This window comes from Synechococcus sp. BO 8801 (assembly GCF_002252675.1).
Taxonomy (GTDB): Bacteria; Cyanobacteriota; Cyanobacteriia; order PCC-6307; family Cyanobiaceae; genus Cyanobium.
On record NZ_NQKY01000017.1, the window covers coordinates 1 to 19198 of the forward strand.

General features: G+C 71.4%; 16 protein-coding genes and 2 pseudogenes. 6 read left to right on the top strand and 12 right to left on the bottom strand.

Annotated features, from left to right (window positions below):
- The 5 genes and pseudogenes from CJZ86_RS12010 to CJZ86_RS12030 form a co-directional block, all read right to left on the bottom strand.
- A pseudogene (locus CJZ86_RS12010) lies at nucleotides 1-252 on the bottom strand (hypothetical protein); the annotation flags it as partial.
- 11 nt (nucleotides 253-263) lie between these two features.
- The gene (locus CJZ86_RS12015; RefSeq protein WP_094586238.1) at nucleotides 264-914 is read right to left on the bottom strand and encodes a flavin prenyltransferase UbiX; all 651 of its coding nucleotides are present in this window, start codon (nucleotides 912-914) and stop codon (nucleotides 264-266) included.
- Nucleotides 915-921: 7 nt separating this feature from the next.
- Nucleotides 922-3228, bottom strand: coding sequence for an RNB domain-containing ribonuclease (locus CJZ86_RS12020; protein ID WP_094586175.1), 2307 nt, complete (start codon nucleotides 3226-3228; stop codon nucleotides 922-924).
- A gap of 143 nt (nucleotides 3229-3371) precedes the next feature.
- Nucleotides 3372-3713, bottom strand: a complete 342-nt coding sequence (locus CJZ86_RS12025) for a TMEM165/GDT1 family protein (protein ID WP_094586176.1) — start codon at nucleotides 3711-3713, stop codon at nucleotides 3372-3374.
- 19 nt (nucleotides 3714-3732) lie between these two features.
- The gene (locus CJZ86_RS12030) at nucleotides 3733-4071 is read right to left on the bottom strand and encodes a TMEM165/GDT1 family protein (protein ID WP_094586177.1); all 339 of its coding nucleotides are present in this window, start codon (nucleotides 4069-4071) and stop codon (nucleotides 3733-3735) included.
- Nucleotides 4072-4274: 203 nt separating this feature from the next.
- Here CJZ86_RS12030 and CJZ86_RS17645 point away from each other — a divergent pair.
- Nucleotides 4275-4673, top strand: a pseudogene (locus tag CJZ86_RS17645) (hypothetical protein); the annotation flags it as partial.
- Here CJZ86_RS17645 and CJZ86_RS12045 read toward each other — a convergent pair.
- Both CJZ86_RS12045 and recJ read right to left on the bottom strand, forming a co-directional pair.
- Nucleotides 4572-6005, bottom strand: coding sequence for a chloride channel protein (locus CJZ86_RS12045; RefSeq protein ID WP_353615225.1), 1434 nt, complete (start codon nucleotides 6003-6005; stop codon nucleotides 4572-4574). The pseudogene CJZ86_RS17645 and the gene CJZ86_RS12045 sit on opposite strands and share 102 nt — an antisense overlap.
- A complete protein-coding gene (gene recJ / locus CJZ86_RS12050) occupies nucleotides 6002-7918 on the bottom strand; it encodes a single-stranded-DNA-specific exonuclease RecJ (RefSeq protein WP_094586179.1) in 1917 nt (638 codons plus the stop codon). The genes CJZ86_RS12045 and recJ overlap by 4 nt, the downstream gene beginning before the upstream one ends.
- Before the next feature lie 88 nt (nucleotides 7919-8006).
- On the opposite strand from recJ, the gene CJZ86_RS12055 reads away from it, so the two are divergent.
- From CJZ86_RS12055 to CJZ86_RS12065, 3 genes are read left to right on the top strand one after another with little or no spacing between them, the layout of a single operon-like run.
- The gene (locus CJZ86_RS12055) at nucleotides 8007-8768 is read left to right on the top strand and encodes an HAD-IA family hydrolase (protein ID WP_094586180.1); all 762 of its coding nucleotides are present in this window, start codon (nucleotides 8007-8009) and stop codon (nucleotides 8766-8768) included.
- Nucleotides 8765-9112, top strand: coding sequence for a DUF565 domain-containing protein (locus CJZ86_RS12060; protein ID WP_094586181.1), 348 nt, complete (start codon nucleotides 8765-8767; stop codon nucleotides 9110-9112). Before CJZ86_RS12055 ends, CJZ86_RS12060 begins: the two co-directional genes overlap by 4 nt.
- 25 nt (nucleotides 9113-9137) lie before the next feature.
- Nucleotides 9138-10082, top strand: a complete 945-nt coding sequence (locus CJZ86_RS12065; RefSeq protein WP_094586182.1) for a hypothetical protein — start codon at nucleotides 9138-9140, stop codon at nucleotides 10080-10082.
- Here CJZ86_RS12065 and rpmF read toward each other — a convergent pair.
- Nucleotides 10040-10222, bottom strand: a complete 183-nt coding sequence (rpmF, locus tag CJZ86_RS12070; protein ID WP_094586183.1) for a 50S ribosomal protein L32 — start codon at nucleotides 10220-10222, stop codon at nucleotides 10040-10042. The two genes, CJZ86_RS12065 and rpmF, sit on opposite strands and share 43 nt — an antisense overlap.
- Before the next feature lie 253 nt (nucleotides 10223-10475).
- On the opposite strand from rpmF, the gene ftsH reads away from it, so the two are divergent.
- Nucleotides 10476-12302, top strand: coding sequence for an ATP-dependent zinc metalloprotease FtsH (gene ftsH / locus CJZ86_RS12075; protein WP_233134000.1), 1827 nt, complete (start codon nucleotides 10476-10478; stop codon nucleotides 12300-12302).
- Here the strand turns inward: ftsH and CJZ86_RS12080 are convergent.
- The 3 genes from CJZ86_RS12080 to thrC all read right to left on the bottom strand — a co-directional run bounded on the left by CJZ86_RS12080 (nucleotide 12240) and on the right by thrC (nucleotide 14941).
- Complete coding sequence (locus tag CJZ86_RS12080) at nucleotides 12240-13235, bottom strand: cupin domain-containing protein (RefSeq protein ID WP_094586185.1); 996 nt, start codon at nucleotides 13233-13235, stop codon at nucleotides 12240-12242. The two genes, ftsH and CJZ86_RS12080, sit on opposite strands and share 63 nt — an antisense overlap.
- Nucleotides 13236-13329: 94 nt before the next feature.
- A complete protein-coding gene (locus tag CJZ86_RS12085) occupies nucleotides 13330-13605 on the bottom strand; it encodes a MoaD/ThiS family protein (RefSeq protein ID WP_094586186.1) in 276 nt (91 codons plus the stop codon).
- A gap of 55 nt (nucleotides 13606-13660) precedes the next feature.
- The gene (thrC, locus tag CJZ86_RS12090; RefSeq protein WP_094586187.1) at nucleotides 13661-14941 is read right to left on the bottom strand and encodes a threonine synthase; all 1281 of its coding nucleotides are present in this window, start codon (nucleotides 14939-14941) and stop codon (nucleotides 13661-13663) included.
- A gap of 130 nt (nucleotides 14942-15071) precedes the next feature.
- On the opposite strand from thrC, the gene CJZ86_RS12095 reads away from it, so the two are divergent.
- A complete protein-coding gene (locus CJZ86_RS12095; RefSeq protein WP_094586188.1) occupies nucleotides 15072-17957 on the top strand; it encodes a UPF0182 family protein in 2886 nt (961 codons plus the stop codon).
- A 76-nt stretch (nucleotides 17958-18033) separates the two neighbouring features.
- On the opposite strand, the gene fba is transcribed toward CJZ86_RS12095, so the two are convergent.
- On the bottom strand, nucleotides 18034-19107 hold the full coding sequence (fba, locus tag CJZ86_RS12100) for a class II fructose-bisphosphate aldolase (protein ID WP_094586189.1): 1074 nt from the start codon (nucleotides 19105-19107) through the stop codon (nucleotides 18034-18036).
- Between the last annotated feature and the right edge of the window lie 91 nt (nucleotides 19108-19198).

The following is a 19198-nucleotide window of genomic DNA, read 5'->3' on the forward strand; positions in this document are numbered from 1 at the left end:
CAGCCGATCCGGACGTCGGACGGTGCGCCGCAACGGCGCCCGCCCCCCCTGGCGCAGGGCGAGGGCGGTGGCGCCGGCACTGAGGGCCGCCCCGCCGCCGGCGGCCGCCGCCATCCACAGGCCGATCGGCAGCGACGGGGTCTGCCAGGTCAGCAGCCGCAGGGCCAGGGGGGGGCTGGGGTTGAGGGCTGCCACCAGCAGGGTCACCAGCAGCGGCGAGAGCAGGGGCAGCAGCAGCAGGCGTTGCAGCACGGTCCGGAGCGTCAGGGGGTAGAGACTTCGTCCGGAGCGGACCGGCCCACGGGCCCCTGCCAGCGCTGCAGGGAGCCGAGCTGGAGGCCGAGGGTGTCGAAGACGCGAATCACCAGGAAGTCCACCATCTCACCGATCGTGGTGGGCTGGTGGTACCAGGCCGGAACCGGGGGGGCGATGCGGGCCCCGGCCTCGGCCAGACGGGTGAGGTTGCGCAGGTGCACCAGGTTCCAGGGCAGCTCCCGCGGTGCGATCACCAGGGGCCGTCCCTCCTTGAGGTGGACATCGGCGGCCCGTTCGATCAGATCCAGGGCTACGCCGGAGGCGATCCGGCCGACGGTGCCCATGCTGGCCGGCAGGATGACCATGCCGCGGGTGAGGTAACTGCCGCTGGCGATGGCGGCGGCCTGGTCGTTCCAGCGGTGGCAGTGCAGCCGGCCGGAGCTGCAGCCGGTGCGTTCACGCCAGAAGCGTTCCTGGGCATCGGGCTCCGATGGCACCCGCAGGCCCATCTCCGCCTGCCAGACCCCGATCGCCCCCCGGCTGGTGACCATCTCGACCGGCAGGTCCTCCTCGAGCAGCAGCTGCAGCGCCCGCTCGGCCAGGGGCTGGGCGGAGGCGCCGGACACCGCCAGGACGACGGGAAGGGAGGAGGGCGCCATCAGCGGCTCAGCCCTCGTCCGCGGCGCCGGGGGCGTCATCGGCATCGTCATCCGGGGTGCCATCGGCGGCACCCTCCTCCACCCGTTCGAAATCCTCGGGCTGGAGCACCGCCAGGTCGATCTGGTGGCGCAGGGCGTCCACCTTCTGGATCTCGACATCGACCCCGTCGCCGACCATGTAGGTGCGACGGAACTTGCGCCCCACCAGGCGGTTCTGGCGCGAGCGGTACTCGTACCAGTCGTCCTTGAGGGAGCTGACGTGCACCAGTCCCTCCACCTGGGAGGGGGGAACCTCAACAAAGAAGCCGTAGCTCTGCACGCCGCTGATCACCCCGGGCAGGGTCTGGCCGACCAGGGGCTCGGTGTGGCGGGCCTGGGCCAGGGCCAGCACATCGGCCTGCAGCTCCTGCAGGAAGCGGCAGCGGCCGTTGAGGCGCTGGGCCAGACCGTGCTCCAGGCCCTGCTGGTAGGGGGCCAGCTGGCCGGGGGTCAGCAGGGGCCAGTCGGTGCTGCCGTGGCAGGCGTCGCTGGCCAGGTCGGTGCTGACCTTGTGGCGCACGCTGGGGCGGTCCTTGCCATCCACCAGCAGGCTGACCAGGAGCTGCTGGTTCCAGATGTCGGCGTAGTGGAGGGCCGGGCAGCACCAGGGCGCCACGGCGGTCTCCTCGCCTGCCACCGCATGGGGACCGGCTTCGGCCGCCAGCTGCACCGGCCGCAGGGCGTCACGCAGCTGCTGCTGCAGGGGCCGGCCGCGATCGGTGGCGGCGAAGACGGCGGCGAGCTCGGCGGCGCTGGCGTTGCCGTCGGCACTGAGCTCCATCGGGATGTCGAGGGCCAGGGCCGCCTTGGCGACGTCGTTGATGTCGGTGGCCTCCGCCGCCGGGTTGAGGGCGAACAGGGCGGGCAGCTCCAGGGCCAGCAGGTGACGGCCCAGGGCCCGGTGGGCCACCAGCACCGCCTCCCGCAGGATCGCCACCGGATCATCGGCCGGCAGCTCCACCAGCCAGCCCTGCAGGGCCGCATCCGGGGCGGGGACCCGCAGGTCGCCGAGGCTGTCGATGGCGGGCATCGGCAGGTCGAGATCGATCGAGCCGGCCCCGAGACGCCGCTGGAGCAGCAGGCCGCTCAGCTGGACCAGCTGCTCCAGCAGGGGCAGGTGGTCCTTGAGGGCCTTGAGGGCGGCGGGCACGGTGCGGGCCTTGGGCTTGCGCTCGGCCAGGGCCTGCATCGCGGCCCGGTCCACCCGGGCATCGGGCGTGATCTGGCTCAGGCTGAAGCGGAAGTGCTCGAGGACCCCCTCGGCGTCCAGCTCCAGGGCGACCGAGACCGCCGCCTGGCTGTCGCCCGGGCGGAAGCCGCAGGCCTTGGCGAGGGCGGAGGGCAGCAGGGGCAGCCAGCGCCGTCCCAGGCAGATCGCCTCGCCCTGGTCCCGCAGCCAGGTGTCGAGGCTGTTGCCCATGCCGATGCGCTCGGCCACGGCGGGACTGTGCACCCACAGCCGCCAGCCGCCCTCACGCTCCTCCAGGGAGATGGCGGGGAGCGCCGGGGCCTCACCGCCCTCCCAGGCCTCCAGGATCAGGGTGGGCAGGGCCGTCAGGTCGGCGCGGCCCTTGGCGGCGGGCTGCTTCAGGGTGGCGCGGGGGGAGGCCGGACGCTCCTGCAGGCGGTGCTTGGCCAGCAGCAGGTCGGTGTCGGCCGCTTCACCGCCGTGCACCGGCAGGCTGCGGGCGACATGGCCGGCCGGACCGAACTGGGCCACGGGGAAGCGATCGATCTTCACCTCCACCACCGCCTCCTCGGCGGGGTCGAGATGGACCGCGTCCTCCTCGGGCAGGGCGACGGCGGTGAGCAGCCGGTCGTCGAGGGGGACGGCGACCAGCTGGCCGTCCTGCCGCTCGACCTGGGCCAGCAGGCTGGGGGTCTGGCGCTCGAGGATGCACTGCACACCCCCCTCCGGCGAGCGGCGGCGGCCGCCCTCGCGGGTGATCTTCACCAGGACCCGATCGCCGTTCCAGGCATGGTTGAGCTGGTGGTCACGGATGTAGATGTCCTCACCGCCGTCCTCCCGCAGGGCGAAGCAGAAGCCCTTGCTCGAGCAGCGCAGCCGGGCAGGGATCAGCTCGGGGGTCTCGCGGGCGCGGAGCCCTTCGCCGTCCTCCTCCACCAGCCCCAGCCGCAGCAGGGCATCCAGACCGATGCGCAGCTGCTGCTTGCAGGTCTTGGTGGTCAGGCCCAGCGACTTCTCCAGCTTGGCCAGGGCCACCGCATCGGTCGTGGAGAGGTGGTCGAGCAGATCGGCGACCGTGAACTTCATCGGATGGGACATACGCGGAGGATGGCACTGCCGGAGCAGCGCGGTGACCAGGGTGGTCCGGAGCGCCAGGGGGGTCGTCGGCCTCCTTGGACGGGGGATGGCCCGGCAGCGCCCGCCGTCACGGCGAACGTCACCCGGGGACTCTAAGGAGCGGGGGTCTCGCCATCCTCGCCAGCGGCCTCGGTGGTCGCGGCGGGGGCCTCGCCGCCGTCCGCGCCGGAGCGCAGGATCAGGCGGGTGCCGATGATCAGGAAGCCGGCGGAGGCCGCCAGCTGCAGTCCATCGGTGGGGATCACGCTCGAGAGAGAGCCCCCTGCCGCCGCCCCCACCAGGCTGGCCAGCACCAGGGCGAAGGCGCTGCCGGCGAACACCGCCCCGGGCCGGTTGGAGGTGCCGCTGATGCTGACGATGGCCAGCTGGGTCTTGTCGCCGAGCTCCGCCAGGAAGACGGTGGCGAAGGTGGAGGCGAGCAGGGCGAACGGCATGGTGCGGCGGGCGACGGACTCAGGCGTTGAGGAGGTGGAGCGGCGCCAGGTGCAGCACCGCCTGGCGGCCCAGCCACAGCCCCAGGGCAACCATCAGGATCCCCGCCGCCCGCTCCAGCTGGTGGGGGGGCATGACGGTGGACAGCCAGCGCCCCAGCAGCACCCCCACCAGGCTGGAGCAGATCAGGGCGAGCGAGGCGCCCACGAACACGACGACCGGTCGGCCCGACTGGGCCGACAGCAGCAGGGCGGCCAGCTGGGTCTTGTCGCCGAGTTCGGCCAGGAAGACGGTGGTGGCGGTGCTCAGGAACACCGTGATCCAGCTGGAGGGGGCTGGAGTTTCGGGGGTGCTGCTCATGTGGGCTGGCGGATCGTCCGCAGGAAACGGCGCATCACCGGGTGGCGGCCGCCCAGCTCGGCGCGGATCTGCTGCCGGCAGGAGGCGATGGCCAGGGCATCGGGATCGTCACCGGGCTGACCGAACAGCGCGACGAGCTGATCCACCCGGCAGAAATCGGGCCGCTCCGCATAAATGCGGCAGCGGCGTGAGCCGGTGTCGAAATGGCGGCACCAGCCGTCCTCCCCCACCATCGAGAAGTACAGCTCCTGCTGGTCGGGATCGAGGGCCTCGATCGCGTCGCCCCGCAGGGCCGGGTCGAGGCGGCAGCAGGAACCGCAGCCGCTGATGCACTGCCAGTGCTCGGGTCGGGGCACGGGGACGCCACGGGGTCGTTCCATTCACTCACACCCGACGCCGTCTTCCCAGCCCGACGGCGTCTTCCCAGCCCAGGTCCGGCGCCAGCCATGACAACCGATCACGGCCACAGGGGCGGGGCCCTGAAGCGGCCGCCGGGCGACCTACACTCCTGGCCGATTGTCCCCCTCGCCGGCAGCCGCACCATGGGTATCGATTTCCATCTCATCTCCAACTTCGGCGCCCTGGCCCTGATCACCCTGGCCGGTCCGGCCGTGATCTTCATCCTCTACTACCGCCGCGGCGCCCTCTGATCGCTCCGGCACCAGCAGGTCGGCCAGGGCGTGGTACACGGGTCGGCGCTGGATGGCCTGGCCCGTGTAGGCCGCGATCACAGCGGCGGCCACCAGGCCGGGCATGAGCTGCTGGTCGCCCGCCATGCGGATGGCGAAGGCGATCGTCATCACCGGCAGCTGGGTGGCTCCCGCCAGACCCGCCGCCATGCCCAGGGCCAGGCCGAGGTGGGGATCCCCCGCCAGGGCCCGCACCACCCCTGAGCCGAACACCCCCCCCACGGCGAAGGCCGGATCGATCAGCCCTCCGGGAATCCCCGTGGAGAGCGCCAGCACCGGTCCGATCAACCGCGAGACCAGGAGAACGACCCAGCCGGCGTCGATGGTGGTGTCCGCGTCCTGATCCAGCATCAGACGCATCAGGGTCTCGCCATCGCCGCCGCTGGCGCCACCGGTGAACAAGGTCAGCAGGGCCAGGGCCAGCCCGGCTGCCAGGCCGAGGCGCAGGGGCTGCCGCCGGGCGATCGGGGTGATCAGGCCCGTGGCACGCACCAGCAGCCAGGCGAACAGGCCGCCGAGGGCCCCGCCGCCGAGGCCGATCGGAATCGCCCAGAGCAGCTGCTCGGTCTCCGCCACCGGGCTGGCGTTGATCCCGAGGGCGAACATCGGCTGGCCGCCGAGGCCGCTGACCAGGGCCGCCGCGCTGGTCAGCACCAGCGCCGGCCACACCAGCCGCTGCTGGAAGCTGCCGGTGAGCTCCTCGACCACGAAAACCATCCCCATCAGGGGGGTGTTGAAGCCGCCGGCCAGCCCGGCCCCCGCCGCTCCGGCCAGCAGGTGGCCCCGGCTGGCCCGGTGCAGCAGGCCGGGCCAGCGGCGCAGCAGGGCCTGACCCACGGCCGCACCCACCTCCACCACCGGGCCCTCGCGGCCCAGGGGCAGCAGGGCCAGGCTGGCGACGGTCCAGAGGCCCAGCCGTTCCCCGGTCGGGGCGGCGGAGAGCAGCTGGGCACCCCGGTGGGGATCCTCCAGGCAGAGCATCACCTGGGGAATGCCCGAGCCGGCCCCGCGGCGCCAGGGTCCCCGCTGGAACCAGAGCAGCAGCGGCACCAGGGGGATCGGGGCCAGGGCCAGCAGCCAGCCACTGGCGCTCCAGCCGCCGCCGCTGAACGCCGGCAGGGTGGAGAGCAGGCGATCCTGGAGCAGGTCGATGCGGTTGAGCGGCCAGCAGGCGAGCCCCACCACGGCCCCCAGCAGCGCCAGCAGCACCAGGGAACGCACCGGTACCAGCGGGGAGCGGCTCATCCTTCGACCATCCCCAGGGCCATGGCCGCCTCCCGCATCAATCCCTGAACGTAGGGGTGGGGCGGATCCCCGAGGGCGGCGGGGCCTGTGCCGTCGGATGGGATGGCGGAGCGCAGCTCCTCGCCGGCGGCGTTGCGGATCACCAGGCTGTCCCCCTGGCGGCGGCACCAGTAGGTGCGGTCGCGGCGCTGCAGAACCACGGTGTCACCGCCGCTGGAGCGGATCGCCTCCAGCTCCAGCTGGAACCGCTCCACCCCCTGCCAGTCATCGCGGCGCAGGCGATAGGCCACATCCACCGGTCCCGCCCACTGGTCGGGACCCTGCCAGCGCCAGCCGATCGCCCGCAGCCGCGTCTCCCCCTGGGCCAGCTGCAGCTGCAGGTGGCCGCCGCGCAGCAGCTTCTGCTCCACCACCTGGCAGCGGCTGCTCCAGAACAGGGGGGTGGGATGGCCGATGCCGAAGGGGGCGAGCCGCTGGAGCTGGCGCCAGAACTCCCGGTCGATGCGCTCCAGCCGCAGCAGGGCCTCGGGCTCCACCATGCGGCCATCGCCCGCCGACTCCAGCCAGCCGCTGGCCAGGGCGTCGAGCCGTTCCTGCAGCGCCGTGACGTTCTCGGCCCGCACCGTGAAGCCACCGGCGGCGGGGTGGCCGCCGTGGCGCTCCAGCAGCTCGGCGCAGGCCGTCAGGGCCCCATCGACGGCGAAGCCCTTCGGGGCCCGCACCGACGCCCGCAGCCGGCCTCCCCCTTCGCCGGCCAGCAGGGCCACGGGACGGCCGAAGCGCTCCACCAGCCGGGAGGCGACGATGCCGATGACGCCGTGGTGCCAGTGGCCCTGGGCCAGCAGCAGGAAGGCGGGCCGGCGGGGACCATCGGCCTCCAGCAGGGCCAGGGCCTCCGCCTCGATCGCACTGCAGAGTTCCCGCCGCTGGCGGTTGAGGGCTTCGCAGGAGCGGGCCAGCTCCAGGGCCTCCTCAGGATCCTCCGTCGTCAGCAGGTCCACCACCAGCTGGGGGTCCCCCAGCCGACCGACGGCATTGATGCGAGGGGCCAGCTGGAAGCCCACCGCCTCGGCATCGACCCGGTGCTTCTCCAGGCCCGCCAGCTGCTGCAGGGCCTGCAGGCCGGGCAGGGGGCTGCGGCCCAGCAGGGGCAGGCCATCGAGCAGCCAGCGGCGGTTGACCCCTTCCAGGGGGGCCATGTCGGCGATGGTGCCGATGCAGAACAGGTTGAGGGCGATCTCCAGCCCGTGGCGGTGGCGCAGGCGCCGGCAGAGGGCGGTGGCCAGGACGTGGGCCAGTCCCACCCCCGCCAGGCCCCGGTAGGGGGAGCCCTCCGGGGTGACGGCCGGGTGCAGCAGGGCCAGGTGCGGCGGCAGCTGGGGGGGCAGGGTGTGGTGGTCGGTGAGGATCACCTCCACCTCCAGGGCCGCGGCGCGCTCCAGGGCTTCGATGGCGGCCACGCCGTTGTCGACCGTGATCAGCAGCCGCACCCCGTCGGCCGCCAGCCGCTCGACCATGGCGGCGTTGAGGCCGTAGCCGTCGTCCATGCGGCTGGGGATGGCGGCCCGCGGGCGGGCGCCGAGCCGCTGCAGGACCCCCACCAGCAGGGCGGTGCTGGTCATGCCGTCGGCGTCGTAGTCGCCGCAGATCGCCACCGCCTCCGCCCCCTGGCAGCAGCGCACCAGCCGCTCGACCGCCAGCGCCAGAGCCGGGAAGTGGGCCTCCGGATCGGGGGCCGCCTCCGGATCCAGCAGCTGGCGCACCGACTCGGCCGTCACCAGGCCGCGACGCCGCAGCAGGGCCAGCAGCTCACAGGGGAGGTCGGTTTCCGGAGCCCCGGCCGCCTCGGCGGGGCCGTCGCCGCCGAGGGGGGAGGGCAAAAGCCAGCGTCGCTCGTCGACGGCAGAGAGCAACGAGGGGCAGGCGGGGCCCCCGCATTGTGGAAGCCGGGGCCGCAGGGCGCACCCCTTAGCCTGACTCCCTACACAAGCGCGGCGTCCGATGGCCCCGGCCCTGTCGGCCCTGCTCTGGGACGTGGACGGCACCCTGGCCGAGACGGAGTTCGAGGGCCACCGGGTGGCCTTCAACCGCAGTTTCGAGGCCTCCGGGCTGCCCTGGCGCTGGGACCGGCCCACCTATGGGCGGCTGCTGGCGGTGGGCGGCGGCCACGAACGGATCACCGCCTTCCTGGAGCAGGTGGAGGGCCGCACGCCGGAGCGGGGGAGGGTGGAGCAACTGCAGCGCCGCAAGCAGGCGATTTATGCCGAGCTGGTGCAGCAGGGCCGCCTCGCCCTGAGGCCCGGGGTGGCCCGGCTGGTGGCGGATGCTGCGGCGGCAGGCCTGCGGCAGGGGATCGTCACCACCAGCGGCCGCAGCGCGGTGCAGGCCCTGCTGGAGGGGGCCCCGCCGGCCCTGGCCCGGGCCTTCGACTTCTGGGTCTGCGGTGACGACGTTGCCCGCAAGAAGCCCGATCCGGAGGCCTACCGGCTGGCGCTGGCACGGCTAGCCGGAGCGTTGGGTGGCGTGATGGTGCTCGAGGACTCCCCGGCCGGGCTGGCGGCGGCCACCGGCGCCGGGCTGCCCTGTCTGGTCTGCCTGAGCGCGGCGACGCGGGAGGAGCCGGAGGCTCGCTTCAGCGCCGCCAGGGCCGTGGTCGAGAGCCTGGAGGAGCCCGGGGCCACGGTCGTGGTGCGCCGGGGGCCACCTTGCCCCGAGGGCCAGGTGACGCTGTCGTGGCTGGAGCGCCTGCTGGACACGCCATGACCCGCCTCCCCGTGCAGCGCACCCGTTTCCAGGGGCTGGTGAGCCGGCTGGGGAACCGCGCGGTCGGCGTGGCGCGGCGCAGCTGGCGGGCCGGCAGCCTGGCCGCCCTGGCGCTGCTGCTGGGCTTCTTCGCCGGTCAGAACCTCACCAGCCTGCTGCTCTTCACCACCCCGGGGGGCCGCCCGGCGGTGGTGCTCGGTCTGCTGCTGACCTTCGAGACGCTGGTGCGGCTGCGGACACGCTTGGTGCGTGCCGAACCTTCCCTGGCCTGGGTGATCATCGACAACCTGCGCATCGGCGCCACCTACGCCATCGTGCTCGAGGCCTTCAAGGTGGGGACCTGAGCGGGTGGTGCCACCAGAGCTCTCCATGCCCTCGGAGCCAGCTCCGGATGCCTGGGACGGGCGGCTGGCCGGGGCAGGGGATCTGGGCCCGGTGCACCCCAGCCTGCTGCGGCTCCTGGCCCTGCCGATGCTGCGGCGGCTGGAGAGCATCCTGCGCGACGGAGTGGTGACAAGGCGGCCCGTGCTCGCCCTGAACGGGCCGGTGGGCGCCGGCAAGACGAGCCTGGGCCGTGCCCTGGAGCGCCTCGCCACCCTCGGGGGCCTGCGGCTGACGGTGGCCTCGATCGACGACCTCTACCTGCCTGCCGCCGAACGCCGCGCGCGGCTGGCGGGCAATCCCTTCGAGGTGGGCCGGGTGCCGCCCGGCAGCCACGACCTGCCCCTGCTGCTGGAGGCGCTGGCCGCCTGGCGGGCCGGGGGGATGCTGCGGCTGCCCCGGTTCGACAAGACCCTCGCCGGCGGGGACGGCGACCGGAACGGCTGGCGGGAGGAGCCCGCCGAGGCGCTGGTGATCGAGGGCTGGCTGATGGGCTGCCGGGCCCTCGGCGCCCAGGCCCTGGGCGAGAGGATGGGCTGCGGAGCGGGGCTGGAGGAGCTGAACGAATCTGAACGCCGCTGGCTGCCCCGCTGGGACGACCACCTGGCGGCCTACGACCAGCTCTGGAAGGCCTGTGACGGCCTGTGGCTACTGCGTCCGGAGCGTTGGAGCCTGCCCCGCCGCTGGCGCTTCCAGGCGGAGGCCCGTCAGCGACGGGCCGGTGGCGGATGGCTCAACGGCCGTCAGCTCGACGCCATGGTGCGGGCCACGCTCCACTCCCTGCCGCCAGCGCTGTACCAGGACCCACTGCTGGGGCCCACCGGCTCAGGGATTCCGTTGCAGGGTGGGGTGATCCTGGACGGCCGCAGGCGTGGCCACCCCCTCGGGATTCAGCTCTCTTCGCCCGTTTCGGCCTCTTCGGCGATCGGATAGACAAAGCCCTGGGCGCGGCCGCTCAGAACAGCCTTGCCGAGCGACATCGCCTTCTGGGCTGCCACACCGGCCTTCGCCTTCCAGTGGGCGTGGCGCTGGTTGCGCTTGCCCTTGGAGGTTTTCTTCTTGGGAACGGCCATCCCGCCAACTCACTGCCAAACGATGATCCTGCTTCGCCGACTCGCCTTTCGTCAAATCGCTACAGTCGACTTCCGATAAGCAACTCCTGAAAAGGACGCCAGGCCTGTGAGCAGCAGTTCTCCTCCGGAGCCGGCCAAGATCTCCGCCGCCCTGGCCGCCCCCGGGACCGTTGTGGCGCAAGGCACCGAGGCCGGAGCGTCCTCCACCCCGGCAGCCCCGGCCAGTCCTGCGCCAGCCAAGCCGGCCCCGCCGGTGCGTCCCGGCTTCAGCCTGGGGGACCAGGGGGCCGGGGCGCCCTCCTACAGCCAGCTGCTGCGGGACATCGAAGCCGGAAAGATCAAGAGCCTGGAGCTCGCTCCTGCCCAGCGCGTGGTGACCGCCACCTTCCAGGACGGCCGCAGCCGCCAGGTGGCGGTCTTCAGTGACAACCAGCAGCTGCTGCGCACCGCCGAGCAGGCCCGGGTCCCGCTGACCGTGCGGGACGAGCGGCGCGACGACGCCATGGCCGGTCTGGTCACCAACGGCCTGCTGGTGGCCCTGCTGATCGCCGGCCTGGTGCTGCTGGTGCGCCGCTCCGCCCAGGTGGCCAACAAGGCGATGGGCTTCGGCCGCAGCCAGCCCCGCCTGCAGGAGGAAGGGGCCATCACGGTGCGCTTCGAAGACGTGGCCGGCATCGCCGAGGCCAAGGAGGAGCTCCAGGAGGTGGTGACCTTCCTCAAAACCCCCGAACGGTTCACCTCCATCGGCGCCCGGATTCCCAAGGGGGTGCTGCTGGTGGGCCCCCCCGGCACCGGCAAGACGCTGCTGGCCAGGGCGATCGCCGGTGAAGCCGGCGTGCCCTTCTTCTCGATGGCTGCCACCGAGTTCGTCGAGATGTTCGTGGGCGTGGGCGCCAGCCGGGTGCGGGATCTGTTCCGCCAGGCCAAGGCCAAGGCGCCGTGCATCATCTTCATTGACGAGATCGATGCGGTGGGGCGCCAGCGGGGGGCCGGAATCGGCGGAGGCAACGACGAACGGGAGCAGACCCTCAACCAGCTGCTCACCGAGATGGATGGCTTCGAGGACAACTCGGGCGTGATCCTGCTGGCCGCCACCAACCGTCTTGACGTGCTCGACACGGCCCTGCTGCGGCCAGGCCGCTTCGATCGCCGCATCAGCGTCGACCTGCCGGACCGGTCCGGCCGGGAGGAGATCCTTTCAGTCCATGCCCGCACCAGGCCCCTGGCCGAGGAGGTGTCCCTGGCCGACTGGGCCCGCCGCACCCCCGGTTTCTCCGGCGCCGATCTGGCCAACCTGCTCAACGAAGCGGCCATCCTCACGGCCCGTCGCCAGAAGAGCCAGGTGGATGACCAGTCCATCGGCGATGCCCTCGAGCGCATCACCATGGGACTGACCGCCGCCCCACTGCAGGACAGCGCCAAGAAGCGGCTGATCGCCTACCACGAGATCGGCCACGCCCTGCTGACCACGCTGCTGCCCCACGCCGACAGGCTCGACAAGGTGACGCTGCTGCCCAGGGCCGGCGGGGTGGGTGGCTTCGCCCGCACCATGCCCGATGAGGACATCATCGATTCCGGACTGATCAGCAAGGCCTACCTGCGGGCCCGGCTGGTGGTGGCCCTCGGCGGCCGCGCCGCCGAAATGGTGGTGTTCGGCCCCAGCGAGGTGACCCAGGGGGCCAGCAGCGATCTGCAGCTGGTGCGCCGCATCTGCCGCGACATGGTGCTGCGCTACGGCTTCTCCAGCCTCGGCCCCCTGGCCCTGGAGGAGGAGGGGGAAGAGGTCTTCCTCGGCCGCGACTGGATCCGCTCCAGCCCCCACACGTCGGTGCGCACCGGCAACCGCATCGACGAACAGGTGCGCCAGCTGGCCTTTGAGGCCCTGGAGAAGGCCGTCGCCGTGCTCACCCCCCGGCGCGAGCTGATCGATGAGCTGGTCAACCAGCTGATCGAGCTGGAAACCATCGACGGGGACAGCTTCCGCGCCTTGGTGGAGGCCCATGAGGCCAAGGGCGGTTCAGCCCTCGCCGCCCAGGCCGGAGGCAAAGCGGATGTCCAGGCTGCGCAGGTAGGTGTGTAACCCGGCGTCCTGAATCGGCAGCAGCCGGGCTGGATGGCCGCTCTCATTGACATGGGAGTGCCAGTGGCCCGGCGGGGTCACGAAGGCGGCGCCCGGCTCCCATTCCATCCGCAGAGGGTTGCGGATCGTGCCGTCGGGGTTGAGGTCGGGACCGGAGAGGGTGGCGCAGCCAGGCTGGCAGTCGATCACCAGGTCGAGGGCGACGGACTGGTGCCGATGGGGGGGCTGGACCGCGCCGGCCGGCACCAGTCCGTACATGGCCCAGAGGGTGTGGGTCACGGTGCGGCTCGCCGGCAGGGCACGGTTGGCCATCAGGAGGCTGAGGCGGTTGCTGCGGGCGCTGCTGGGATCCGCCGCCAGCGCCGACAGCTCCTCATCGAGCCAGGCGGCCGGGTAGTGGCTGGGGGCGAAACGGGGTGATTCGGCCCGCACCCCGAGGAAGGTGAGCAGGGGCCCGTCGTGGATCCAGTAGAGAACGCTCTCTTCGGAAGCCTCCATCCGAGGCTCCAGCCCGGCCGGCAGCACGAAAAGATCCCCGCGGCCCCAGCCCAGATCGAGGGGTTCATCCCCGGCACCGGAGGGGCAATGGCAGCGGCCAGAGCCCCGGTACACGTAGAAAAGCGAGCTGGTGGCGTTGGCGGCCACCCCGATCGATTCGCCAGGGAGGATCCGCACGAAGTTGGCGCTCAGGGCCGGGCTTGTGGCGGGGGAGGGGCAGCCCAGACGGGCGCTGAGATCGAGGGGAAGAACCGCCGTCGGACCCGTGGCGTGCAGATCGGGGCCCCAGCGGCCCTCAGGAATCGGCTCGGTGAGACCGGAACGGATCGGGTTGGCGGCCTGGCGGTAGTCGAACAGCAGGGTTTCAGCGTGCCAGTCGTGGCCCCCGGCGATGGCGGCGGGGCTGGGGGGCCTGGACGCTTGGATCTGCCCCATGGGATCAGGTTGCAATCGTTGACAGATCTTATGGATTTCTTTCCATCGTTGCCGCTCTCCCGGCAGGGGGGCGCTCTCCCGGCAGGGGGTGCGTTCAGCCGCCGGCGACGGCCGGCACGATGCTCACCTCGTCACCGTCGCTGAGGACGGTGGCCTGGTTGTCGAGAAAGCGGATGTCCTCGCTGTTGACGTAGAGGTTGAGGAAGCGGCGCAGCTTGCCGCTCTCGTCGCAGAGGCGCGCCTGGATGCCGGGGTAGCGGCCTTCGAGGGCCTGGAGCAGGCCGTCGATGCTGGTGGCCTCAAGGCTGACGCTGGCCTCGTCGTTGGTGAACTTCTGCAGGGGGGTGGGGATCAGAACCTGGATGGCCATGGAATGGGTCGGTGGGGCAGTGAGAGAGAAACGGGGCGGCCCGATCGGGCGGTGATCAGGCCCGGGGGGCGGCACCGCCGTGGGAAGCCTGGGAGCGCTCCCAGGCTTCGTGGAAGCTGGCCAGCTGGGGCTCGATCGTGTAAGGGGCGCCGATGGAGGAGGCGATCGCTTCGGTGGTCTTGAGGCCGTTGCCGGTGATGTAGGCGACGGTGGTTTCCGAGGGGTCGATCTTGCCCTGCTCCACCAGCTTCTTGAGCACGGCGATGGTGGTGCCCCCGGCGGTTTCGGTGAACACCCCCTCCATCTCGGCCAGCAGCTTGATGCCGTCGATGATCTCCTCATCGGTGACCGCCGCGATCGTGCCGCCGGTGCGGTTGGCGATGTCGATGGCGTAGGGGCCATCGGCCGGGTTGCCGATGGCGATCGACTTGGCGATCGTGTTCGGCTTCACCGGGGTGATGAAGTCACGGCCGGCGGCGAAGGCCTGGGCGATGGGGGAGCAGCCCTCCGCCTGGGCACCGCTGAAGCGCACCGGCTTCTCGTCGACGAGCCCCACCTTGATGAATTCGTCGAAGCCCTTGCGGATCTTGGTGAACAGGGAGCCGGAGGCCAGGGGAGCCACGATGTGGTCGGGAAGCTGCCAGCCGAGCTGCTCGATCACCTCGTAGCCGAGGGTCTTGGAGCCTTCCGAGTAATAGGGGCGCAGGTTGATGTTGACGAAGCCCCAGCCGTAGGTGTTGGCCACCTCGGAGCAGAGCCGGTTGACCTGGTCGTAGTTGCCCTTCACCGCCATCAGGGTGGGGTTGTAGACGAGGGTGCCCAGCACCTTGCCCAGCTCCAGATCACTGGGGATGAACACGCAGCACTCCAGGCCGGCGTGGGCGGCGATGGCGGCGGTGGAGTTGGCCAGGTTGCCGGTGGAGGCACAGCTGACGGTGGTGAAGCCCAGTTCCCGGGCCCGGGTGAGGGCCACCGAGACAACGCGGTCCTTGAAGGACAGCGTCGGCATGTTGACGCCGTCGTTCTTGATGTAGAGGGAGGAGAGGCCGAGACGGCGGGCGAGGCGGTCCGCCTTGAGCAGGGGGGTGAAGCCGGTGCCCACGTCGATGGGGTCACCCTCGACGGGCAGGAATTCCCGGTAGCGCCAGATCGAGGTGGGGCCGGCCTCAATGGTGGCGCGGCTGACGCGGCTGCGGATGGCGTCGTAGTCGTAGACCACCTCAAGGGGGCCGAAGCAGACGTCCTCACAGACGTGGCGGGCGCCGGCCTCGTAGGGATGACCGCATTCCTTGCAGCGCAGGCCCGTGAAGGTGGAGCGGGAAAGGGTGGCGGTCAAGGGAATCCCGGTCACTGGGTGGCACGCTAACAGTGGTGTCCGGTCCCTGGCGGCAAAGCCGACCTTCGGCATCGGGTATGTCATCGAGGCCGGCACTTGTCGCCCGCAGGGTTCTGCCTACGCTCCGTTTGTGCCCGTTCCCACCCCTCTGCCGTCCCACCGGAGGCCCCACCTCGCCATCGGCCTGGCCATCGCCTTCGCTCTGCTGCTGGCCCTCTGGGCGGGGGCCCGGCTGGCCATCGAATGGCTCTGGTTCAGCCAGTTCGACTTCCAGCAGATCCTGCTGCGCCGCTGGATGCTGCAGATCGCCGCCTTCGCGGCGGTCTTCGGCCTCGGTTCGGCCCTGCAGCTGGCCCAGCTGCAGCGCTGCTGGCGGCTCAGGGAGCAGGGGCCCGAGGCGCCCCGGCCGGGGGCGCCCCTGCTGCGGCTGGGCAACGGCGCCCTGGTGGCGGTGCTGATCGGCCTGGTGCTGCTGCTGGCCGGCGGCCTCAGCTACCTGCTGGTGCAGGCCCGGGGACTGATCGCCAACCCCTTCAACGGCGACGTGATCACCGGCTTCTCCGTGCTGCGCGATCTGCCGCCCCTGCTGGTGGCGGGCCTGGCGGGGGGCCTGCTGCTGCCGCTGCTGCTCTGGCCCCTCACCACCCTGCGGATCACCCTGGCGGCCGCCCTGGCGGGCTCGGCCACGGCGGTGGCCCGGGGCTGGAGCCTGTGGCTGCCGGCCCTGCTGGCCACCCCCTTCGGCGAAGGGGATCCCCTCACCGGTCTGGACCTGTCGTTCACGGTGCTGCGCCTGCCGGCCCTGCGGCTGCTGCTGAGCGTGCTGCTGGCCCAGGGCCTGGTGGGGCTGGCGGCCTGCCTGCTGCTGACCATCGGCAAGGGCCGCAGCCTGAGCGATCTGCGTTTCGACGGGCTCAGCAAGGCCCAGCAGCGGGTGCTGCAGCCCCAGGTGGCGGCCCTGGCCGTCGTCATGGCCCTCAGCAATGCCCTGGCTCCCTTCGATCTGATGGTGCAGGGCAGCGGCGTGGCCTCGGGGGCGGGCTACGTGGATCTGCACGTGCGCCTGCCCCTGCGGCTGCTGTTCGCGCTGCTGCTGCTGCTCACGGCCTGCGCCCTGCTGGTGCCCCTGCCCCGGGGCTGGGTGCGCCGTGGCGCCCTGCTGCCCCTGGCGGGCTCGGCCGTGCTGGTGCCGATCAGTGAATGGGTGATCACGCCCCTGGCCCAGCGCTTCTGGGTGCAGCCGCGGGAGCTGGCGGTGGAGGCCCCCTATCTGGAACGCAGCATCCGGGCCACCCGCCGCGCCTTCGGCCTCGAGAATGTGCGAACCATCCGGCTGGAACCCAACCAGGGCCTGACGAAGGCGGATCTGGCCAGGGCCCCCGGCACCCTCGACAACATCCGCCTCTGGGACAGCCAGCCCCTGCTGGCCGCCAACCGCGAGCTGCAGCAGCTGCGGCTCTACTACACCTTCCCGTCGGCGGCGGTGGATCGCTATCCGCTGCAGGGCAAGTCGGCCCGCGACGGCTCCCAGCAGGTGCTGATCTCGGCCCGGGAGCTGGACAGCAGCGCCCTGCCACCCGGCTCGCGCACCTGGCTGAACCGCCATCTGGTGTTCACCAACGGCCACGGCTTCACCGTCTCGCCGGTGAATGCCTTCGGCTCCGACGGCCTGCCCCTGTTCTTCGTCAAGGACCTGGGCAGCAGCGGCCGGGTACAGGGGATCCCCGAACTGGGCATCACCGACAAGGAGGCCCGGGCGGCGCTGCCGGTGGGCAGCCCGAGCCTCTACTTCGCCTCCGGGCCCTCCCCCTACGCCATCGCCCCCACCAAGGTGAAGGAGTTCTCCTATCCCGAGGGGGAACTGAACGTCTACACCCACTACACCGGCACCCGGGGGATTTCCCTCGCCCCTCCCCTCAACCGGCTGGGGGCGGCGATCTACCTGCGGGAACCGCGGCTGCTGTTCACCGGCTCCTTCACCGACCGCTCCCTGCTGCTGCTGCGGCGCCAGGTGAACCAGCGCCTGACGGCCCTGGCGCCTTTCCTGCGCTTCGAAAGCCAGCCTTACCTGGTCACCGCCCGGGTGGCCGGCAGTGAGGGCTACCGACCGGAGCAGTACCAGTACTGGCTGCTGGACGGCTTCACCACCAGCCGCTCCTACCCCTACAGCGATCCCAATCCCCAGGGCCTGCGCTACTTCCGCAACCCGGTGAAGGCGGTGGTGGATGCCCACGACGGCCGGCTCTGGTTCTACGTGAATGACGCCAGGGATCCGGTGCTGCGCACCTGGGTGCGTGCCTTCCCGGAACTGTTCCGGCCGCTCTCGGCCATGCCCCGGGCCCTGCTCGCCCACATCCGGGTGCCCAAGAGCCAGTTCGACATCCAGGCGGAGCGGCTGCTGCGCTACCACGTCACCGACGTGCGCACCTTCTACAACGGCGACGACGTCTGGGCGGTGCCCAACGAGATCTACGGCGAAAGCACCGTGCCGGTGTCGCCGTACCACCTCACCCTGCAGCTGCCCGGCGAGCAGCGCTCGGAGTTCGTGCTGCTGCTGCCCTTCACGCCGCTGAAGCGCTCCAACCTGGTGGGCTGGCTGGCGGCCCGCAACGATCCACCCCACTACGGGGAGCTGATGCTGGTGCGCTTCCCCCAGCAGCGGCTGCTGCTCGGCCCCCAGCAGATCACGGCCCTGATCGACCAGGACCCGACGATCAGCTTCCAGTTCGGCCTCTGGAACCGGCTCGGCTCGCGGCTGTTCCGCGGCAACCTGCTGGTGCTGCCGGTGGGCGAGGGCCTGCTGTACGTGGAGCCGATCTACCTGCAGTCGAAGAGCAACGACCTGCCCACCCTGGTGCGGGTGGTGGTCACCGACGGCCGCCGCTTCGTGATGGAGCGCAGCCTGCGCCGCGCCCTGGAGCGGCTGGTGGACGCGGCCCCCACCGCCAAGGAGGAGGCGGCGACCGCCAAACCGCCGCTCCCCGACGGCACGCCGCTGCCCCTGCCGCTGCCCTGAAGGCCCTGAACAGCCATGAAAAAGGGGGCCCTCAGGCCCCCGATGGATCGATGCTGGATCGCTGGTGAGACGCCGATCAGGCGGCGACAGCGGTCTTGGGATCGAGGGCACCCTTGGCGTAGAGGGTGGCGTAGTAGTTGATGTCGCGCTGCTTGATCTTGCTGGCGTTGCCGGCACACCAGAACTGCTGGTAACGATCCAGGCAGACCTTCTTCATGTAGGCCCGGGCGGGCTTGTTGAAGTGGCGGGGATCGAAGTTGGCGGGATCCTTGGCGGCGGCTTCCCGGACGGCGGCGGTGAAGGCGAGGCGGTTGTCGGTGTCGATGTTGATCTTGCGCACGCCGTTGCGGATGCCTTCCTGGATCTCCTCGACGGGGACGCCGTAGGTCTCGGGGATGGCGCCGCCGTACTTGTTGATCATGTCCAGCCATTCCTGGGGAACGGAGCTGGAGCCGTGCATCACCAGGTGGGTGTTGGGGATGGCCTTGTGGATCTCGGCGATCCGGGAGATGGCGAGCACCTCACCGGTGGGCTTGCGGGTGAACTTGTAGGCGCCGTGGCTGGTGCCGATGGCGATGGCCAGGGCGTCGACCTTGGTCTTGGCAACGAAGTCGGCGGCCTCGGCGGGGTCGGTGAGCAGCTGGGAGTGGTCGAGGGAGCCCTCGAAACCATGGCCGTCCTCGGCCTCACCCTTGCCGGTCTCCAGGGAACCCAGGCAACCCAGTTCGCCTTCCACGCTCACGCCGATGGCGTGGGCCACATCCACCACTTCCTTGGTGACGGCCACGTTGTAGTCGTAGCTGGCGGGAGTCTTGGCGTCGGCCTCGAGGGAGCCGTCCATCATCACGGAGGTGAAGCCGTTGGCGGCGGCGCCGTAGCAGGTGGCGGGGCTGTTGCCGTGGTCCTGGTGCATCACCACCGGGATGTCGGGATAGGTCTCGACCGCGGCCAGGATCAGGTGGCGCAGGAAGCTTTCGCCGGCGTACTGACGGGCGCCGCGGGAGGCCTGCAGGATCACCGGGCTGTCGGTCTCGTAGGCAGCCTCCATGATCGACTGCACCTGCTCCAGGTTGTTGACGTTGAAGGCAGGAATGCCGTAGCCGTTTTCTGCGGCGTGATCCAGCAGCAGGCGAAGCGGTACGAGCGCCATGGGAAATCTCGCGGTTTTTGGGTGGGTACGGTTGCGGAGAACCGTGGTCGAAGGACGGCTGGCGGGGTCGTCCCGCCGGGTCTGCCGGGGA